Below are 19,130 nucleotides of genomic sequence, written 5' to 3'. Positions count from 1 at the left end.
TGGAGGGAAATAATGTCTTTAGAGAATATGATATCAAATTTAAAAAAGATGCGTTTTTTGGCTCATGAAGATGATAGTATAGAAGTATTAGAAGAAATTTTAAATGAAATATCACAAACTGCTGATAATACAGTAATTGGTGATTTGTGTAGTGTTTTTCATGATGAAATAGATGAACCTTCCATTATTGGTGATTTAATTGAAACTATTTTTTATATTATTGAACGGAATGGAATTGAAGAGGGGTTATATGAATTAATTGAAGGAATGAGTTACATTTTACCACAAGCTAGATATTGTGCTAAAAGGCTTTATAGAAGTCTTTTAGCTACAGATGATTTAATTGTTCCATTTATTAATGTTTTGAGAAAGGTTACACCTTCTCAAAAAGCAGAAGTAATCAATATTTTGAAAGAAATAAGTGATAAACAACCAAAACAATATTTAGAAAAAGTCAATTTTATTTTTAAAGGAGTTATTTGATAAGCCATTTTGGATAATTAGAGAAGTAGGTGAATAAAAATATGGATTTACCAAAGATTATTTTAGGTATACCAGGGAATTGGATAAATAGAAATGATTTTAAAAATACGATGGCTAGAAATGGTGACGGATATATATATATGGGTAACCATGTTGGACGTTTAGATAATCCAGAAGAATTTTTCGAAGTAGATATAAGTGAACCGAATCCTTATATCGCTGAATTTATGGGAATAAACGGAAATGGATTGCTTGATATAGAAGATATAGAGAAGATAAAAACACATAAAAGCATAATCTACCTTATAAGTGAAGGTGGATCTCTTGAGAGGGTTCAATGCCTTATGAAGGCTGCAAGTGCTGTTCTTAGTGCTGGTGGTATTGCCGTGAATGTTGAATCTTCTGGAAGGGCATGTACCAAAGAAGCATGGATAGATGCGACAAACAGTAAGGATATAACAAAATTGTTTTCAGCATTTGTTCAAATGTCTCGAGAAGGGGATACTTTTTATACTACTGGTATGCAGAACTTCGGATTACGTGATATAAAAACTTCAATAGAAGGAATAAGTGGAAGAGAAGTTGCTACCTTATTTAGAGTGTTTTGTTTATATAATCTTGATGAAAATCCAATTATTAACGATGGAGAAACATTTAGTATAGATTCTAGTGGGCCTATATACTTATTGGAGCAAGAGAACTGTACAATGTTTGAAGAAGATGACCCATTTTATAATCCATATGGGGTATGGAATTTAGTTCGTCACCATCGGGCTAAAAGCTGAAGCTGTTTTTAATTAAAGGGCATGATGATGGGTTAATATTTCTCTCTTTCGGTTCCAAATCGTTTATAGTTTTTAATAACTTTAATAGTTTTATGATTAAAAACTCATGTTTGAATCAAAATGCCATGATGGTTATAACATTATGGAGTGTTGGTTTAATACTAAATAAGAAAGATGATTGAGGAATTGAGGAAGAAATTATAATACGGTGACGTAGGCACTAAACTAATGGGCTAGTATAGGCTCTGAGGACTGGTTAAGATACCTAAAGGATGTTAAACCGTTACTATAAAATGATAAAAATTACAAACTTTAAGAGGCGTTTATATTTAGAAAACATATAAACTCAAAGCACTTGTCTACTTATAGGTAACAAGTGCTTTTTTTGCATTATAGGATAGAAATGAGTAGGCACATTATAATTTTATAAGTGCACTAAGGGTACGCACCAAAAGATAGAGTATCTGATACAATTATACTTCACCATCATGAACAAAGAGTTGAGGGACCAATAATTGAGATGCCTAGTAGAGACCCTGATTTTGGAAACAAAAGACAGCGTCCATTTGGAAATAAAGGTGAGTTGGCAGTGGAGAAGCTAGGCGGGAATTCAAGAAATGGCGTAAAGAATATTGGAAAGCAAGATATACCAATAAGATGATTAAAAAGGGGGGATTGAATGAAAATAGAATTGTTAAATGCAATTGATGAAGAGCTTGAAATGTGCCCTGAAGCATTTGGAGGGACTGTTAATATTGAGGAAGTGACACAAGCTGAAGTTGAGCTAAAAGTGAAATTACCAGAGGACTTTAAAATGTTTCTTTTGAAGTATGGTTCGGGAGCAGTTGGTGAAGCGATTGTTTTAGGATTGAGAGAGGCAGAGTTTGTTGCTACACCATCATTTGTAAAGGAATCCCTACAGTTTAGACGTATTCTTCCTGAAGGGTATGAGAATTTTATTGTTATTGGAATAGACAGTGCAGGGAATCCAGTAGGTTTTAATTCCCCTAATACAGAAATCATAACATTTGACTTTGATTTTGGTGGAAAAGAAATTATAGCAAGCAGTTTTGAAGAATATTTAGAAAAAGCTCTTAAAGAAGAGATAAATATACATTTTTAATGAATTAGGTTACTATTTAAAAACATATGAATTTAAAGCACTTGATTGCCGACTAAAGGAAATCAAGTGCTTTTTTAATAGATAGGCATGCTATAAATTTTTAAAAATTATTTTTTATGAATTAAGGCTAACAGAAATTACTAGTATTATATAATTTAAAATACATTAGAAAAAGGTGTAGAAATATTACCAGACTGGGCAGAACGAACTTCAACGGAAAGCCATGATACATAGTTGGTAAGTTGTAAGAAGTAACGGCATTCATGAATAAGTTGCCGAATAGTATGAAGAATGTCGGGGAGAAGATTAAAAATATTCATATCCCGAATGTATTCCCTGAACCTTTGGCAGCTGGTGTTGGGAATGTAGGAGAAAGAAAAACACTTGGAGAGTTATTTTCTGTTGCTAAGAGTGAAACTAAGGGTACGGGTAATGGTAATAGGTTGAATTTAGAAGATATCACTAGTGGGATTTTGAAAACTAAACCAATGAATTCGCCTAAGCCCGATAAATGGTATAAGAAGGGTGGAAGTATCTCCATCGATGATAATGGCACTTGGACATATACTAACAAATCTGGAGTATCAGTAAATTATCCGAATGGTTACCCAGATTTTACACCTTATATGCATCCAAATATTAAGCCTGTACAAATAGAAGTCCATTCACCTAAAAATAATCCGAAAGATTTTGAAAATGCAAATATAGCAGCTAAACTTACAAAAGATACCGATCCACCAATAATAGATAATCAAAGGCCACCAGAAGGTTATACATGGCATCATCATGAAGATGGAAAAACTATGATGCTAGTGATGAAGATATCCACAGAGAGTTTAGACACATTGGTGGTCAATCAAAGGTTAATGGGAAAAATAAAAATAAGTAATGATATAGGAGTGAGAGTATGACAAAAATGCTTAGTGAAAATCCAAAAGTTTCTTTACAGGATATAAAACAATTTGAACAAAAGTGTGATGTTACACTACCTAAGCAATATGTTGATTTTTTATTAGAATACAATGGAGGATTTCCTCAAGAATCTAGCTTCAAAATCTCTGATGATGAAGGAGAAAGCTTAGTCAATAAGTTTTATGGAATTGGGGATATGAAAAGTAATCTAGGCAAAGTTTTTGAGGTTTTAGAAGGAGAAAAACCAGAAGATTTTATTTCAATTGCTAATGATCCAGCAGGAAATGAGATTTTATTAGGAATTAATGGAGATTTTCAGGGGAAAGTATATTTTTGGATTCATGATATAGAACCTGAAGACGAAATGGACAATATGTTTATCCTTGCAGATAGTTTTGTTGAGTTCTTTAATAACTTATATGAATCTGAATAATGGAGCTTGTGCCATTTGGTATTCATAATATCACTAAACATAATGGGGGAAGGACAAAAGGACATTGGGCAGACGCTCCACGACATTAAATAAATTAAAGGTTGAAATATTATGAAAATTAATAAAGAAAGTATAATTTATCCTATTCCAGATAAGGATTTAATTACACGCGTGGAAGAAAATTTTGAAATTAAGTTTCCCGTAGACTTTACAGATTTTATATTAAAAAATAATGGTGCTATTCCAATAAATAGGTTTTTTAAATATAAGTCTAATAGATATGTAGTTGATCGTTTTCTTTGTTTATTGGATAATCCAGGTGAAAATGACAGAGGTATGTACGATATAAAGGTTGTATTCAGTCAATTAGATGAAAGAATTATTTCGGATGAAGATTCTACAGGGGCTGAATTAGTACCCTTTGCAGCTCTGTTTGCAGGGAATTTCGTTTGTTTAGATTATAGCGAAAGTAAAACAAATCCAACAATTTGCATTTGGTATAACGAAGATTCAGGTGAGTTTGAACCAGTTACAGAAAAAATTGCAGATAATGTAAATGATTTTCTAAGTATGTTAGAGGAATAACATTCTCTGTAAAAAGATGGAGTGTTACGGGATTAAATTTGAATTACAATATAAAGAAAAAATCTACGATTTCTTTAAGGGGCAAATTAAAAGTTAGCATATAAACATAGAAATAAATAAAAGCACTTGATTGTCTATGATAGACAACAAGTGCTTTTTTAATTGATTGGTATGCTTTAACTTCATAAATAGTTGGTAAGTTGGAAGAAGTAACGGCATTCATGAATAAGTTGCCGAGTAGTATGAAGAATGTTGGGGAGAAGATTAAAAATATTGAGATCCCGAATTTATTCCCTGAACCTGCGCTAGCAGGTGGAGGGAATGTAGGAGAAAGAAAGACACTTGGAGAGTTATTTTCTGCTGGAACTGAGGGTACGGTAAATAGGACAGTAAATGGTACTGCTGGAGCAAGTGGCGTTAAAACAGTAGTTGGAGCAGGAGAACATTTTACAAACGGAAGAAAAAATAGGTTGAAACCGAATATTAGGTATAAAACAGGGGAGTACGACTATTTTTATGAAACAGATAACCTTGAAAGAATTGAAAAATTTGAAACAGATAAGCTACAATTAACTGAAAGAGAGAAGAGATTATCACATAGTAAAAATACACCCAGTAAAGTAAAAGGACAAGACTATGCAGGGTGTTTAGCAGGTCAGGTGATAGGTTTAGAGGCTCGCCTAAAATTGACAATTTAGTTTCGCAATTATCTGATGTTAATTTGGAGAAATATAAAAAAGTTGAAGAAAAATGGGCTGCAGCTTTGAAAGCAGAACCCCCTAAAGAAGTAACAGTTAATGTTGATATCATTTACTCTGGAAGCGATATGCGTCCTGACAAATTTAAAGTTCTGTATACCATTGATGGTAAAAGAAACTTTAGAGTTCTTGAAAATTAATTTAAGGAGTGAAAATTAGGATGAAAGAATTTGAAGATAGATTTAGTGAGTTACAGGGCGATATGATATCTATATGTATGGAATACGTTGAAGATAGGGCGGATAAAGTATATGTTTATGCTTCACGTGAAGAAGGAATTATTTCAGGCAGTTTCTTTTATTGTATTAATAATAAGTATGTAAAATGTCATAAAGTGAATGATGCATTGGAGGATGGAGACGAAAGATATGATGTGTCTCCAAAAAGAATGCTTATGGTATTGCGTATAATATGTGAAGACATCAAAAAAATTGAAGAATTATGTAAAGAATATGAAAGAGACATGCCAACAGAGATGAAGTTAATATATGATACTAAGAGTGGAAGGTTTAAAGCTGAATACAAGTATGATTTAGTATATACTCATGACGAGATTAAAACGGCCGATCATATTGCTGATGAGTGGTTTGAGGAAGTGAAAAATAATAACCTTTAAAAGGTTCACAGTAATAGTTATATCTAAGTTGAATTAATAACTTATGATGGTTGTACCATCATAGAGTACTATGTGCAATGATAGAATAGAAAACGAGGTACGAGATTAGGTGAGATGACGAATTACTAGGCGATGAATATTAATACATGGAATCTATATGAAACTAACCAACTCGTACAAGCTCGTAAGTTTTAACGTATTACTTGTTACGATTTATAAAAGGTGTCATACTGTTACTACAAAACTTACAAATTTATGCTACTTAAAACCAGTTGAATTTAAAGCACTTGATTGTCTATGATAGGCAACAAGTGCTTTTTTAATTGATTGGTATGCTTTAACTTCATAAATAGTTGGTAAGTTGGAAGAAGTAGCGGCATTCATGAATAAGTTGCCGGGTAGTATGAAGAATGCAGTGGAGAAGATTAAAAATATTGAGATCCCGAATTTATTCCCTGAGCCTTCGCTAGCAGGCATTGGAGGAGAAAGAAACGCACTTGGTGGAGAGTTATTTTCTGTTGCTAAGAGTGAAACCAAGGGTACGGGTAATAGATGATATTCCACCAGCCTTCAAGCAAGAGAGATTTGCTAGTACATATGATTCAAGATTCAAGCAAACACCCGCAGAAACGAATTCAAATTTCGTTTTCGAAGGGGCTAGAGGTGAATCTTTATGTACTCTAAAACCACCACCAGATCCTACGTTACAGAAAATCTTAAATGAAGCTGGTATTAATGGAATTGAGTATAAAAATGGAGTTCCTGATTTTTCACCTGTAGCAAAAGCACAATTTGAAATTGAATACATGTTAGGCGGGACTGGCAAGAACGGAACAAAAGCTAGAACTATTAATTTTAAACAAGCAGATCAAAAGTTGGCTGAACAACTTAACATTTCACCAGAGTTGGCAAGCAAGTTTGGAATGACTCCTGGGAAAATTAAAGCAGGAGACATTGCAGATCATCGAGAAGAATACAGGTTTACGTGGCATGAATTAAATGATGTGAAGACTATCCAACTTGTACCATCAGAAATAAATGGCAAATTTGGGCATCTTGGCGGCGTAGGAGAGATAAATGCAGGAGCGTTTAAGCCAGGAGAATTTGCCAATAAATAGAAAGGGGAAAATTCAAAATGAAAATAAATGATGCAGTTTTTGGTGAGCTTGAATATGATTATGTCTGGAGTAGAGATACTACCATTGAGTTTTGCGAAAAAGAAGCCGATATTGCTTTGATGATAGATGGTGAAGAAGATGGAGAATTTAGTGAAAAACAGTATGCTTCGTATAATTCTTTAATACAAAATTGGGGACATCTTCAACAAAGTATTTTGCAACCAATTCTAGATTATTACAAACAAAAACGACATGAGCTTGGGTATGATGTTTCATATAATGAAAATTATCCTTTAATTGAAACGATTGATCAGCTTCTTGAAAAGATCAGGCTAGTGGGGATTTATGTCCCATCTGCTAGACGCTTTGAAGGCAGATATATTGGACTAACATTTGACTGTACATGGGACATGGAAAATGGGGTAGGCATTCGTCTAATAAATGAAGAAATAGATAGGGTAGGATACCAAGATGTTGCAATTTAAGCATTACTATTTGTAAGGGATACACATAACAGAATATAAAAAATTGTTTTTTTGGAAATTGATAGCAAAGACAGCAGAGATAGATACTAGAAATCTCTGCTGTTTGTTTATGCAAATGGAAAAATTAATCTTGAAGGTTATTTCTATCGTACATACTATTGAGGTCTTTTACTAAAGATATTGAATTTGTAAATCCATCTGGTAAGGGTACGGGTAATAGTAGTAAGGTAGATGTCACTTATGGGACACAATTTCGTAAGACTGGTAACAAAAAAGAACTAAAACCAAATGTGAAGTACAAAACAAAAGAAGGATATACCTATGAAACCAACAACTTTGGTCGGATTGATAGTGTCGAAGCGGAAATACAACTCGGCAAAGGAAAGAGAAATCAATATACTCAAAGTAATGTAGGTGGAACAGACAGAATTAGAGGTAATTATCCAGGGAGAGATGATGGTGGTCATTTAATTGGTAGTCAATTTAAAGGATCTGGAGATATTGATAACTTAGTTCCAATGAATTCCTAAATAAATGAAGCTGGTGGGAAATGGCATCATCATCAAATACTAGGAAAAATACAATTAGTAATAAAAGAAGTTCATAGTGTGAATCATTTAGGTGGAAATAGATTATGGGGAGGCGGAATTAGATGAAGAATTTAGAATGGAAGTATGCGGATGATTTGGTTACGGAAGAATTTGTGGAAAAAATAGGTCAATCAATGGGAATCAAGTTTCCAAAAGATTATATCGAGTGTGCAAAGGTAAATCATGGGGCTAATGTAATACCATATTGTTTTGATGTTGAAGGAATAGAAAGAGTCTTTGGTTCATTACTTTCTTTTGATGAGGAGAGTAGTGATTATATTGTAAGAGATTATAATAACTATCGTGCTACCTTACCTAAAGATGTAGTTCCCTTTGGAATCGATCCAGCAGGAAATTTAATCTGTTTTGATTATAAAAATCATGAAGAGAATCCAATTGTTGTCTTTTGGGAACATGAAGATGCATGGGAAAAGGAAGCGCTGATGGAGAGCGAAGGGATTACGGCAGGAGAAGCAGAGAAAGTCGCAAGAGAAAATGTATTTTTTGTTGCTAATACTTTCACAGAGTTCTTAAGTAAATTACACGATTAATAGAGAGTTAAAATTAAAGGGCTATCTCATAAGTGGTGGGTTTCACTTGCTCATGAGGTAACCTTTTTATTTTATAATAGAAAGGTTATTTAACAGAGCGGTTCAACAAACTACTACCTATACTATTGCAAATTTTCATGTTTAAGTATGGAGAAATCCAGAATTTATAAGGGTATAAGCTTGGCGGAAAAATAGCCAAAAGCATAGATGATATGACAGCCAAATCGAAAAGCTTTGAAGTTGACGACTTTGGCCTAATAACATCTAAACAAGGCAGTACAGATTTCCATAGCTGGGTAAATAAGCATCATATAGCCAGTAATAAGATTATAGATGATGAGATAAAGGGTGTAGAGGCTTCTCTTGATAGTAAGGGTACTGGTGAAATCAATTATGTTCATTTTAATAAAACACATAAAGATTCCTTACCTAAGTCAAAAGGTGATGGTCCAAATGGTGGGAAATTACAATCTCATCATGGATTACAACAAGAATGGGCAAAAAATAATTTCAGTCAGTATGGTTATGATTCGAAACTTGCTCCAACAATAACTATCGAGACCGGAAAGGGATTACCACATACAATCATTACTAATGCTCAAACTGCGAGACGAAATGAACGGATGGCCTCAGGAGTAGGGAAATGGAGTACCACTTTACAGGAAGAATTACAATTCATGGTGGGTGATTTAACCAAAGCGGGTTTTTCACGTGATACTACTAGACAAGTTCTTGAACACCAATATAAGATGCTAGATAAATTAGGAGTTAAATATGAAAGGATTGATTATTAATGAATAGATTAGATAATATTAGTAGTGTGTATAAAATTGATGCTAAAAAATCTCCTTCGAAAGAAGAAGAAATTAAAGCGCTTCAGGATTTTTCAACAATAGATGTACCTACAGAATATATAGAAATAATTCAGCTAGCTTCAGATGTTGAAATTAATGTTAACGACCAAATTTATATTCGAATTTGGGGTGCTTTGGGGTGCATTGAAATGAATGAAACTTATGAAGTGCAGAAATATCTTCCTAATTCACTCGCAATTGGTGATGATGAAGGAGGTGGTGCATTAATCTATTTACAGGGTAAAGATGGTTTTGGAATATATTATAACAGGTTTGCAGATTTGGATATTGAGGAAGCAGTGAAAATTGCACCATCGCTAACCGAATTATTAGTAAATAATGTAGGTGTGAATACTTTATTAGACATTTAAAAAAACAACATATACATAAAAATTTATGTAATCAATTATCAGAAATAATGAATGAAAATCTTTAAAAGAAAAAAGTCAGTTTAGATACTGGCTTTTTTTGTGTAGAGAAACAGAGCGATTATGCCGCGAAAGTTTCTTGATGATGGGTGTTTTTGCCCATCCCCCGAAAAAGGATAATAAGACAGAAACTACCAAACGCTGAGAAAAATGCAGGGGCTTGGGGAAATGATCAAAAATATGCTGAATTATTAGAAAAAATATAGAAAAGTAAGGGTGATTATTTTGGTAATGAAGGATGCTATGAGCAAATATTTTAATTTAAGAAAAGAATATTTCGATAAAGGATTAGATTTTTTATTTAAAACGCCATATAATGAACAAGTTAATTCATTTATATATCAGGGTGAAATGGATGATGAAGAAGAAATTTCATGGAAACCTATTGAAAAAAATAATAAAAATGTTTTAACAACAATCGAGGAAAAGTTTGGAATTAAACTACACACTTCGATTGATGATTATTTTAATTCTTATTGGTTTGCTGATTTAGATGGATTTATTGATAATCATTATATTAGGTTAGAACCTGTATTACCAAATGTTGAATTGGATTCTTTCGAAAGTAATTTAGAAGGATATAAAAATAATCATATTAAGGTTGATAAGACTCCTATAGGTGTAGAGGGGAACGGTTTAATAGTTGTTTTAGATAATGTGAGTGGTAAGGTTGAATTGGAGGATTTTGAACGAGGTTCGTTTAAAGAGATTTCGGATAGTCTAGATAAGTTGATTTTTAGTTTAAGGTTACAAAAATAATATACTAAGAATATTTATATGAAAAAATATATGGTTTTTGAAAGTACATAATCTATGATGGTTGTACCATCATGAAGTACAATTTGTAATACTAAAATAGTAAAAGAAGTACGAGCTTATGCGATGTGACATTTTACTGTGTGACGGGTATAAAGACATTAATCAAATTTTAAAGTAAAATGATTTTATCTTTTTAAGTGAAAGGGCAATTCCGAAAGGGATATGCCCTTTTTGTATTATTTAGCTGTCTAAAGGAAGAGAAAGTATTAAAAGAGACAGGGTTGCTTGACAAAGTCGAAAATGTTGGGAAAGCAAGTGGATCTAAGGGTACGGGTAAGAATAATATAAGTAATGAAGCATTAATTAAACTTGATTTTGGTAAGTATCTTAAAGGACTAATAGGTGACCCACCTGCTGATATGATAAATCCACATGCACATCATATTTTATTTAAAAAAGGTTTAGGTGAGGCTCAACAAAAACTTGTTCAAGAAGGTCAAGAATTATTAAGAAAGCATGGGATAGAACCGATAATTGGTGACGAAAATCTTGTTTGGGCTCCGAATAGGGTTAAAGGTCAGCATGGTATTGAAGCACTTAGAAATGTTGTTGATAGACTTAGAAAAATTAGGGATAATGGTGGAGATAGGGATGATATAGTGAAGGAACTTAGAAAACTCGGCGATATTGCAAAAAGGAGAATATAATAGAATATGGATAAAATACAAATTTCAAAAGAGATTCGTTCGGCTATAAAAAGTGATAATCTTGAAAAAGTCGTTGAATTAATTGACTCTAATGTTGAAGTTTTAAATATGATAACCCCCTTTGGAACGTGGCTTCATGTCGCAGCTTCAAGAGGGAAATTAGATATAGTAAAAAAATTGATAGAACTTGGTATAGACATAAATGCATTAGGTGGAACATATGAAGGCGGAGCATTAAATGAGGCCGCTTCCGAAGGACATATTAATGTAGTAAAGTATTTATTGGCTTGTGGGGCCGATCTGGATATAAGTGATCCAATAAGAAACCCGTTGTTTGGGGCAATTAGTAATGGATATCCTGATATTGCAAAACTTTTAATCGAAAGCGGTATAGATATTAATGTTAAATATAGTGGTGAATCCGTGAAAGATATGGATGCATTAACCTTTGCAAGGGAACAGGGTCAAGTGGAAATTGTTAAGTTAATAGAAGGCCAAAAAGAATTGACTGCTACTGTAACCGAAGTAAATGGTAAAAATCAAGATTATCATGATGAAATCTTAGAGCATGTAACTAAATACTTTGGGACTATCCAAAATACTATAAGTGAGATTGTTCCTGGGAGTAGAGTTTCAGTCAATATTCATATAATTCCTCCGTCAATGAATAATGATTTTGTAACTCTAGTAACTACAGGTATGAGTGATGCACCTATGGATTATTCAAATGAAGAAAGTGAGTTTAAATATGCAGAATTATTATTGAAATTACCTTCAAGTTGGATAGTTGGGAAAGATGATATGGTGGATCAAAACTATTATTGGCCCCTTGAATGGTTAAGAAAAGTGGCCCATATTCCACATATTTATGATGGATGGCTTGATGAAGGAGTGATTCTTCCGAATGGAGAACCTCCACAGCCATTTGCATCGAATACAAAGTTATCATGTATAATGGTATGTCGTCCAAAAGAATCTGGACTAGATAAAGTTCAAGTTGAACAGAGAGATATAAACATTTATACACTCGTTCCTATTTATGAAGAAGAAAGAAATCTGGCGTTAGAAAAGGGTTATGAGTACCTACTTAAAAAAATGAATGAGAAAGGTATCTCCGATGTTTTAGATATAAACAGGGTAAATGTTGGTTTATAGTAAGATTTGTAGATACTATTTAACGCAATAATGCTACGTTGGACAGGTCGATTATAGTCAGATACCACTATGATTGGCCTGTTTTTTTGTTCATTTAACTTAGCGCTTGATTGTCAATTATGACAACGAGTGCTTTTTTGTATTTTAGCGTAGAAATAAGTCGGTACACGTATAATTTTATAAGTATACTAAGGGTACGGGTGAAGTTAATAGGCTTATTCCTGGTACTCCCGGAAAGGTGACAGGAGGAAGTTCTACAAAACTGGGGAAAAATATGTTTGAAGAAATGGGTTTGCCTAAAAATACAAAACGAACTCCTTATCAAGCACAACATATTATTCCTAAGAAATTAGAAGTCATCCTGTATTACAAAAAATAGGTATGGACATGGACGAGGCTTCAAATGGATTTTTTCTTCGAGTTCCAGATGCTGATGTTAGTGTAACTTCTAGACATAAAGGATATCACGCAGTTTATAGTAATTTTGTGAGAAAAAAATTGGATGAGATAGATATTAGACAAGATATATCTATAATAGAAAAACAAGTTTTTGAATTGCAACAAAAGTTAAGACTACTTCAAGAAAAGGGATTACCATTATACATGAAGGATAATTACCTTGAAAATGAACTTAAAAGGATTAAAGAAATTGGATTGGAACAATACAAAATAGAAAGAATGGACAAAGAAGTTGCGACTCCTGTATGGAAAAGAGGAGGAGGGGCAACAGTTGACCTTTGGGAAAGGTGGTATAATAAGTAATGAACTATGGTGTATTTAATAATTTAGTTGAAGAGGTAATTCAGTTCTCGAAAAATTTCCAGAGCGAACTTACTAATAATATTTCCAATGAGATTGTTATTATTAATGATATAAACAAAGCAGAGCATTTAGCTTATGATGAGATTTTTGGCGAGGATGAGTATAGTTGGAAGGATATCAGAGAATTGGAAATGAGTGAAGTTTGGGGTATTTATTACGCAATGTCAGAAAATGAAAAGCCTAAAGGATTGGAAGAATTATTAGAAATTATTGCTGATAATGTGAGAAAAAGCTCATTTAAATATAGTATATTTTATAACGATGTTGTAGCTGACCTTACTAATTGTGCCATCAATAGAGCGATAAACGGAAAGAGTAGTTCCTTTTTTTGAAGAATTGTTTGAGATATATAAACTCGGTGCTTTTCCTTGCGGTTGGAATGGTGATTATCCAGAAGGAAAAATTGTTGCGTTTAAATTGGATTAATGAAATTTGTCAAGACATATAGGGTACTATACTGTAATTATCAAATGATTGTACGTATAAGCCTAAAGTGACTAACGACTTATAAACTTAGAAAACACTTGAACTTAAAGCACTTGATTGTCTACGATAGGCAACAAGTGCTTTTTATTTTAAGATTACAACAAAGGGTACGGGTAATATAAAGAAGGTTTTCCTCTATTCAACTCTAAGGAAGAAATGCTTTTAGATAAATCGTTTTATTTAGAACCAGATAAAGTACGATTTCGAGAGTTATCGTTAAGGCTATACGAAAAGATACAAAGAAATCAAGATTTGGCATTGAAATTTACTCCAAGTGAAATAGAGTATTTAAAAAGAGGGAAAGTACCCAAAACATTGACTTGGCATCACCATCAAGATCCAGGAAGAGTGCAAATTGTTGATTTCTTTGAACTTGATGCAGCACCACATACAGGTGGGAGAGCAATCTGGGGTGGTGGCGTTCCAGGAAGGAAAGGTCATTTAGTAAAACAGATTTTGGAGGGAATTATGACATGGAAAAAGTAAATTGGCTATTTATAGAAGCATTAATTGATGAAAAAATAATATCTAAGGTAGAGAAATCTTTTGGAGTAATCTTTCCACAAGATTATAAGGAATGTGTAATGAAGTATAATGGTGGATGTCCGGAACCAGATAACTTTAATTTTGAAAATGGAGGAGAAGGTGTAATAAATAATCTATTAAGTTTCACAAGTCAAGATATGAATATAGAGATGTTTTACGATCCAATACAGCCTGAGATAGAGGGGATTGTTCCTTTTGCAAGAGATCCTTTTGGAAATCTAATATGTTTTGACTATCGTGCGGATAAACTATCACCGACAATTGTATTTTGGGATCATGAGGAACAAGGAGAAGCAGCTATAGAGATAATTTGTAATACATTTTCAGAGCTATTAGATGGATTATATGATGAGTGAAAACCTATTTATAAAAAGTGAAGGAGAAATAAATATGAACTTTGAATATACGTTTCCTCCAACAGACCAGAGAGAAATTGAAAACTTAGAGGAGAAATATAATATTAAGTTGCCAGATGAGTATAGACAATTTTTATTATTGAATAATGGGGGGAAAGCGGAGAAAAGAAGATTTGTTACAAATGATGACGGGAAAGAAGGTACTGTCGAGTCTTCTATTGTACTGTTTTTTCCTTTAACTACTGAAACGAATCTTAATTTAGAAGAAATGTTTAACAAATATAACTTAGGGGAAGTAGTTCCTTCTCATTTTTTCCCAATTGGTTATAGCCTAGGTGAAAGTTTAGTTTGTTTATTGCTCGAAGGAGAGGAGAAAGGTAATCTTTACTATTGCGATATGGATTATTTTGAACAAGATAATGAATTATTAGATGAAGATATAAAATTTATTGCAAAAGATTTTACAACATTTATAAAAGAACTTAAAGCACCACCGAAAAGTTAATGTGTTATATGATGGGAATTTTGTATTAAAAAAGGATGAAAAAATATTGTGAAAATGAGCGGGAAATGTATAATTATATATTGAAAATATATCTATAAAAAATAATATAAAAGAGTACATCAACAAATAAAACTGTTGATGTACTCTTTTTATGGATTTGAGAACCAAATCGATAGCTTATAAGACAATATATTTCCAATGATTAAGAAAAAGCATATTTGAATTTATAGCTCATCTTAGTAAGTAGACACATGATATTGAATACTTTACTTATATTCATTTACCAGAATGACAAAGCTCATGATGCTAAAGTTAAAGATGCACAGACATCTAAAACAAGTGAACGAAACAGAAAGGATTTTTGACGGGGGAGTAAGAGCACTTATTTGGTGTCCTATTATTATTCTATTAATACAAAAAATGTCTTTAACTATTAAAAAAAGACATCCATAATTTTTCTACGTGATTGAAATGTATTATAAAATTCAAGTGAGGGCAATTAAATGGAGTGGTGATTGTAATCATGAATGAGAATAGTAATGATAGAATAAGAGTCATGGAAATATTAAATAGATCCCAATACAATGATGAGATTATAGATCTGTTAGATATGAGTGATTTAGACCTTACTTTTTCAGATTTGTCAGAGGTAATGGGAGATCGTATTATGGCAAAACGAGTCATGTTAAGGGCTTCTTCATTAATGAGAGCAGCGTTTCGTGATTGTGATTTTGAGCTGGCTGACCTTAGAAGTTGTAATTTAGGGGAAATCAACATTGCAGATTGTAGGTTTGGCGAAGCGGATTTCTCTAAAGCAAATATGAAATATGCAAAAATAAATATAAGTTATTGCTACGAAACATGTTTTGACGAAAATGTGAAGGAATTAGTGTTGAAAATGGTATAGAAGTTTATTTTGAATCGTATGTAAACTTGGCAAATAAGTTTTAATGTATTATTTGTCACAACATGTACAGGGTGTCACGCTGTCACTATAAAACTTGCAAACTTAAAGCACTTGATTGTCAACTAAAGACAACAAGTGCTTTTTATTTTGCGTGCCCAGCTAAGCTGGGCACTGCTTGCTGGTGAAAGTCCAGCCTAGGTAAGAGCCAAGTCGCCTAGTAGCTGACAGGCAGCTGGTGGAGAAATCCTAAGGTTGAAGCCCTGTGACAAAGTAACTTCTACTAGAAGTGCGAGCGAATCAACAGACCGTAACATAAAGTGAACCTTGCCGCCTCGTTAAAAGCAACCTAGAAATAGGACAAAGGGAAGTCGAGCCTGGTGAATATGGGCGAAGACCATGGAAGATGTGAAGAACTTGGAAATACGACATCGAAGAATCCCTCGGGGTACGGAGGGCGGTATGTTGAGAAAGTAGTGTCTGGAACTGGGGAGACCCTCCTTTGCCCTTTCTTTCAGAAAGGAGAGAGGAAACCTATAAGCATATGCGAAATGGTGGACTGTAAAGAGGGAGTCGGAGGAGGTCATAGTACTGAATATCATAACGACAACACAACGTTATGTAGGGAAGGACCTCTACTTTGTTCATAAGTTGGAAGGAGGTAAGAGTGAGTGAATGCTGGAAAACTAGCTAACTACACCGATGTAAAAGCTCAAGAACTTTGGAAGACTTTATATCTTTGTGCCAAAGAAAGTTCAAGTCGTAGGTTTCACGCGTTGTATGACAAAATATATCGTCCTGACATATTGGCTGAAGCATGGAGAAGGGTAAAACGGAATCAAGGGAGCGGTGGAATTGATGGACAGACGATTGAAGAAATCGTGTATCAATATGGAGAACGAAACTTTCTCAATGAATTATATATAGAATTGAAAAGTAAATCTTACCATCCACAAGCTGTAAGAAGAATGTATATTCCAAAAGGTGATGGAAAACAAAGACCGCTTGGAATTCCCACGATCAAGGATAGGGTTGTACAAATGGCAACGAAATTGGTGATAGAACCTATCTTCGAAGCCGATTTTCAAGACTGTTCGTATGGATTTCGCCCGAAACGAAACGCACATCAAGCGATATCGAAGATACGGAAAGCGAGTAAAACATCTCATTGGATTGTAGATGTAGACATACAAGGATACTTTGACAATATTAATCATGACAAATTAATGAGGCTTGTAGAAAGAAGAATCAGTGATCGAAGAGTGTTAAAACTCATTAGAAAATGGTTGGAAGCGGGAATCATGGAACATGCGCAATTTCATGAAACGACAGTAGGTACACCACAAGGTGGCGTGATATCTCCATTACTTTCTAATATATATTTAAACTATATGGATACCATTTGGGAAAAGAAGTGTAAACATTTGGGGGAACTAATTCGATATGCGGATGACTTTGTCATCGTATGTCAAACAAAACAACAAGCATTAGAGAGTATTCGGATACTACAATCCATTATGAATAAGTTAGAACTTACAATCCATACAGAAAAGTCGAAGCTAGTGAATACGTGGGATGGAAACGAGGGATTTGATTTTCTAGGATTTCACCACCGAAAATACCCTAAACATGTGAAAGGCGGGAAGAAAGTGCATGTGATGGCACATATTCCGAGCCAGAAAGCCATGAAGAAAATGCGGGAACGCATTAAAAGATACACAGAGCCGAGGAACAAACTGTATTTACAATTGGAAGAAATGGTGAAAGGTTTAAATAGAATTCTGCAAGGATTCAAGAATTATTATAGCTTATCTTCAATTGGACAGAAGTGGCTCTGTAAAATAGACTGGTACGTCCTAGAACGACTTAACCTTTTTTTGGAATAAGAAAAGAAATATTCGAAAGAAACATGGTCGTATCAAGGACTTGATGAAGAAAACAACATATACACTCGTGAAAGTAGGAGGATAGAACAAAACTGAACGCCAAAGAAGGAAGAACATCGGAAAGCCGTATGAGGGAAAACCTCACGTACGGTTTGATGAGGGGAAGCTGAAACAGAAAAGGGATGGCAAAGCCATCCCTAAAGAAAATTTAATCTGTTTCAGTTTTCTACTCTACGAGATTATAACATAGGGTACGAGTAAAAGTAGTGCTGAAGTAAGTGAAGTTAAAACATTAGTGGACAAAGGTAAACAGTTTACAAACAGTAGAAAAAAAGGTTGAAACCGAATATTAGGTATAAAATAGGAGAGTTTGACTATTTTTATGAAACCGATAGTCTTGGAAGAATTGAAAAATTTGAAACAGATAAGCTACAATTAACTGAAAGAGAGAAGGGATTATCACATAGTAAAAATACCCCCGGTAAAGTAAAAAGACAAGACCATGCAGGGCATTTAGCGGGTGATAGATTTGGAGGCTCGCCTAAAATTGACAATTTAGTTTCGCAATTATCTGATGTTAATTTGAAGCAATATAAGAAGATTGAAGAAGAATGGGCTGCAGCTTTGAAAGCAGCCCCCCCTAAAGAAGTAAATGTTGATGTTGAAATAGTTTATTCTGGAAATGATATGCGCCCAAAGGAATTTATAGTTAATTATTCTATTGATGGTAAATGGGCATTTGAAGTTATTGAGAATTAATCTAAGGAGTGAAAAAGTAATATGAAAGAATTTGAAGATAAGTTTAGTGAATTGCAATCAGATATGATAGCTATTTGTATGGAATTTGTTGAAGATAGAGCCGATAAAGTGTATGTTTATGCTTCACGTGAGGCAGGAATTATTTCGGGAGGTTTCTTTTATTGCATTAACAATAAGTATGTAAAACGTCATAAAGTAAATGATGCATTGGAAGATGGAGACGAAAGATACGATGTGTCCACAAAACGACAGTCTATGGTATTGCGTATCATATGTGAAGATATTGAAAAAATTGAAGAATTATGCAAAGAATATGAACGAGACATGCCAACGGAGATGAAATTAATATATGATGTTAAGGGTGGTAATTTCAAAGCTGGATACAAGTATGATTTAGTATATACGAATGATGATATTAAAACAGCAGATCATATTGCTGATGAGTGGTTTGAGAAAGTGAAAAATAATAACCTTTAAAAGGTTTACAGTAATAGTTATATCTAAGTTGAATGAATAACTTATGA

The 19,130-nt window shown here is 33.5% G+C and carries 22 protein-coding genes and 7 pseudogenes; all 29 read left to right on the top strand.

The annotated features are described in order from the left end of the window. Positions 1 to 12: 12 nt before the first annotated feature. On the top strand, positions 13 to 483 hold the full coding sequence (locus MHI07_RS26155) for a hypothetical protein (protein WP_044441006.1): 471 nt from the start codon (positions 13 to 15) through the stop codon (positions 481 to 483). Between the two features lie 41 nt (positions 484 to 524). Next, a complete protein-coding gene (locus MHI07_RS26150; protein ID WP_340826948.1) occupies positions 525 to 1,268 on the top strand; it encodes a DUF4261 domain-containing protein in 744 nt (247 codons plus the stop codon). Between the two features lie 520 nt (positions 1,269 to 1,788). Continuing rightward, on the top strand, positions 1,789 to 1,929 hold the full coding sequence (locus MHI07_RS26145) for a hypothetical protein (protein ID WP_158081098.1): 141 nt from the start codon (positions 1,789 to 1,791) through the stop codon (positions 1,927 to 1,929). 18 nt (positions 1,930 to 1,947) lie between these two features. After that, positions 1,948 to 2,391: an SMI1/KNR4 family protein gene (locus tag MHI07_RS26140; RefSeq protein ID WP_340826947.1), complete on the top strand. Its 444-nt coding sequence runs from the start codon at positions 1,948 to 1,950 to the stop codon at positions 2,389 to 2,391. 263 nt (positions 2,392 to 2,654) lie between these two features. After that, the gene (locus tag MHI07_RS26135; RefSeq protein ID WP_340826946.1) at positions 2,655 to 3,302 is read left to right on the top strand and encodes an HNH endonuclease; all 648 of its coding nucleotides are present in this window, start codon (positions 2,655 to 2,657) and stop codon (positions 3,300 to 3,302) included. After that, positions 3,299 to 3,736, top strand: a complete 438-nt coding sequence (locus MHI07_RS26130; protein ID WP_340826945.1) for an SMI1/KNR4 family protein — start codon at positions 3,299 to 3,301, stop codon at positions 3,734 to 3,736. Before MHI07_RS26135 ends, MHI07_RS26130 begins: the two co-directional genes overlap by 4 nt. Beyond that, positions 3,736 to 3,825 (top strand): HNH endonuclease, encoded by a 90-nt coding sequence (locus MHI07_RS26125; protein WP_229170366.1) that lies wholly within the window; start codon positions 3,736 to 3,738, stop codon positions 3,823 to 3,825. Before MHI07_RS26130 ends, MHI07_RS26125 begins: the two co-directional genes overlap by 1 nt. A 22-nt stretch (positions 3,826 to 3,847) precedes the next feature. After that, positions 3,848 to 4,321 (top strand): SMI1/KNR4 family protein, encoded by a 474-nt coding sequence (locus tag MHI07_RS26120; RefSeq protein WP_078214552.1) that lies wholly within the window; start codon positions 3,848 to 3,850, stop codon positions 4,319 to 4,321. A 221-nt stretch (positions 4,322 to 4,542) separates the two neighbouring features. Continuing rightward, positions 4,543 to 5,219 (top strand): annotated as a pseudogene (locus MHI07_RS26115) (DNA/RNA non-specific endonuclease). A 20-nt stretch (positions 5,220 to 5,239) separates the two neighbouring features. Beyond that, on the top strand, positions 5,240 to 5,695 hold the full coding sequence (locus tag MHI07_RS26110) for an immunity protein YezG family protein (protein ID WP_340826944.1): 456 nt from the start codon (positions 5,240 to 5,242) through the stop codon (positions 5,693 to 5,695). 382 nt (positions 5,696 to 6,077) lie between these two features. Beyond that, a pseudogene (locus tag MHI07_RS26105) lies at positions 6,078 to 6,813 on the top strand (HNH endonuclease). A gap of 17 nt (positions 6,814 to 6,830) precedes the next feature. Further along, on the top strand, positions 6,831 to 7,298 hold the full coding sequence (locus MHI07_RS26100; RefSeq protein ID WP_340826943.1) for a DUF2004 domain-containing protein: 468 nt from the start codon (positions 6,831 to 6,833) through the stop codon (positions 7,296 to 7,298). 158 nt (positions 7,299 to 7,456) lie between these two features. Further along, positions 7,457 to 7,828 (top strand): DNA/RNA non-specific endonuclease, encoded by a 372-nt coding sequence (locus MHI07_RS26095; protein WP_445661761.1) that lies wholly within the window; start codon positions 7,457 to 7,459, stop codon positions 7,826 to 7,828. Then, positions 7,829 to 7,954, top strand: coding sequence for an HNH endonuclease (locus tag MHI07_RS26090; protein ID WP_340827135.1), 126 nt, complete (start codon positions 7,829 to 7,831; stop codon positions 7,952 to 7,954). Further along, complete coding sequence (locus MHI07_RS26085) at positions 7,951 to 8,439, top strand: SMI1/KNR4 family protein (protein WP_340826942.1); 489 nt, start codon at positions 7,951 to 7,953, stop codon at positions 8,437 to 8,439. The genes MHI07_RS26090 and MHI07_RS26085 overlap by 4 nt, the downstream gene beginning before the upstream one ends. Before the next feature lie 129 nt (positions 8,440 to 8,568). Next, a pseudogene (locus MHI07_RS26080) lies at positions 8,569 to 9,233 on the top strand (hypothetical protein); the annotation flags it as partial. Continuing rightward, positions 9,233 to 9,664, top strand: a complete 432-nt coding sequence (locus MHI07_RS26075) for an SMI1/KNR4 family protein (protein WP_340826941.1) — start codon at positions 9,233 to 9,235, stop codon at positions 9,662 to 9,664. The pseudogene MHI07_RS26080 and the gene MHI07_RS26075, both read left to right, overlap by 1 nt. Before the next feature lie 300 nt (positions 9,665 to 9,964). Then, positions 9,965 to 10,480 carry a SecY-interacting protein Syd gene (locus tag MHI07_RS26070; protein ID WP_340827134.1) on the top strand — a complete coding sequence of 172 codons (516 nt, stop codon included), beginning with the start codon at positions 9,965 to 9,967 and terminating at the stop codon, positions 10,478 to 10,480. A 197-nt stretch (positions 10,481 to 10,677) separates the two neighbouring features. Continuing rightward, the gene (locus MHI07_RS26065) at positions 10,678 to 11,187 is read left to right on the top strand and encodes an AHH domain-containing protein (RefSeq protein ID WP_340826940.1); all 510 of its coding nucleotides are present in this window, start codon (positions 10,678 to 10,680) and stop codon (positions 11,185 to 11,187) included. A 6-nt stretch (positions 11,188 to 11,193) separates the two neighbouring features. Continuing rightward, positions 11,194 to 12,342: a suppressor of fused domain protein gene (locus MHI07_RS26060; protein ID WP_340826939.1), complete on the top strand. Its 1,149-nt coding sequence runs from the start codon at positions 11,194 to 11,196 to the stop codon at positions 12,340 to 12,342. Between the two features lie 217 nt (positions 12,343 to 12,559). Next, positions 12,560 to 13,104 (top strand): annotated as a pseudogene (locus MHI07_RS26055) (AHH domain-containing protein). Beyond that, positions 13,104 to 13,590 (top strand): annotated as a pseudogene (locus MHI07_RS26050) (hypothetical protein). The pseudogenes MHI07_RS26055 and MHI07_RS26050 overlap by 1 nt, the downstream one beginning before the upstream one ends. A 189-nt stretch (positions 13,591 to 13,779) precedes the next feature. Further along, positions 13,780 to 14,136 (top strand): annotated as a pseudogene (locus MHI07_RS26045) (HNH endonuclease); the annotation flags it as partial. Further along, entirely contained in the window at positions 14,124 to 14,552 is a 429-nt protein-coding gene (locus tag MHI07_RS26040) for an SMI1/KNR4 family protein (protein WP_340826938.1), read from the top strand. The pseudogene MHI07_RS26045 and the gene MHI07_RS26040, both read left to right, overlap by 13 nt. 34 nt (positions 14,553 to 14,586) lie before the next feature. Then, a complete protein-coding gene (locus tag MHI07_RS26035; RefSeq protein WP_340826937.1) occupies positions 14,587 to 15,057 on the top strand; it encodes an SMI1/KNR4 family protein in 471 nt (156 codons plus the stop codon). 523 nt (positions 15,058 to 15,580) lie between these two features. After that, positions 15,581 to 15,931 (top strand): annotated as a pseudogene (locus MHI07_RS26030) (pentapeptide repeat-containing protein); the annotation flags it as partial. A 701-nt stretch (positions 15,932 to 16,632) separates the two neighbouring features. Beyond that, complete coding sequence (gene ltrA, locus MHI07_RS26025; RefSeq protein ID WP_340826936.1) at positions 16,633 to 17,847, top strand: group II intron reverse transcriptase/maturase; 1,215 nt, start codon at positions 16,633 to 16,635, stop codon at positions 17,845 to 17,847. A gap of 336 nt (positions 17,848 to 18,183) precedes the next feature. Beyond that, complete coding sequence (locus MHI07_RS26020) at positions 18,184 to 18,606, top strand: DNA/RNA non-specific endonuclease (protein WP_340826935.1); 423 nt, start codon at positions 18,184 to 18,186, stop codon at positions 18,604 to 18,606. Positions 18,607 to 18,627: 21 nt separating this feature from the next. After that, a complete protein-coding gene (locus MHI07_RS26015) occupies positions 18,628 to 19,083 on the top strand; it encodes an immunity protein YezG family protein (RefSeq protein WP_340826934.1) in 456 nt (151 codons plus the stop codon). Positions 19,084 to 19,130 lie beyond the last annotated feature (47 nt).

The sequence above is a fragment of the Bacillus sp. FSL H8-0545 genome, from assembly GCF_038006105.1.
In the GTDB taxonomy this organism is placed as follows: domain Bacteria; phylum Bacillota; class Bacilli; order Bacillales; family Bacillaceae_G; genus Bacillus_A; species Bacillus_A cereus_U.
Note: the sequence above shows the minus strand (reverse complement) of the source record. Positions and strands in the feature narration are given on the sequence as shown.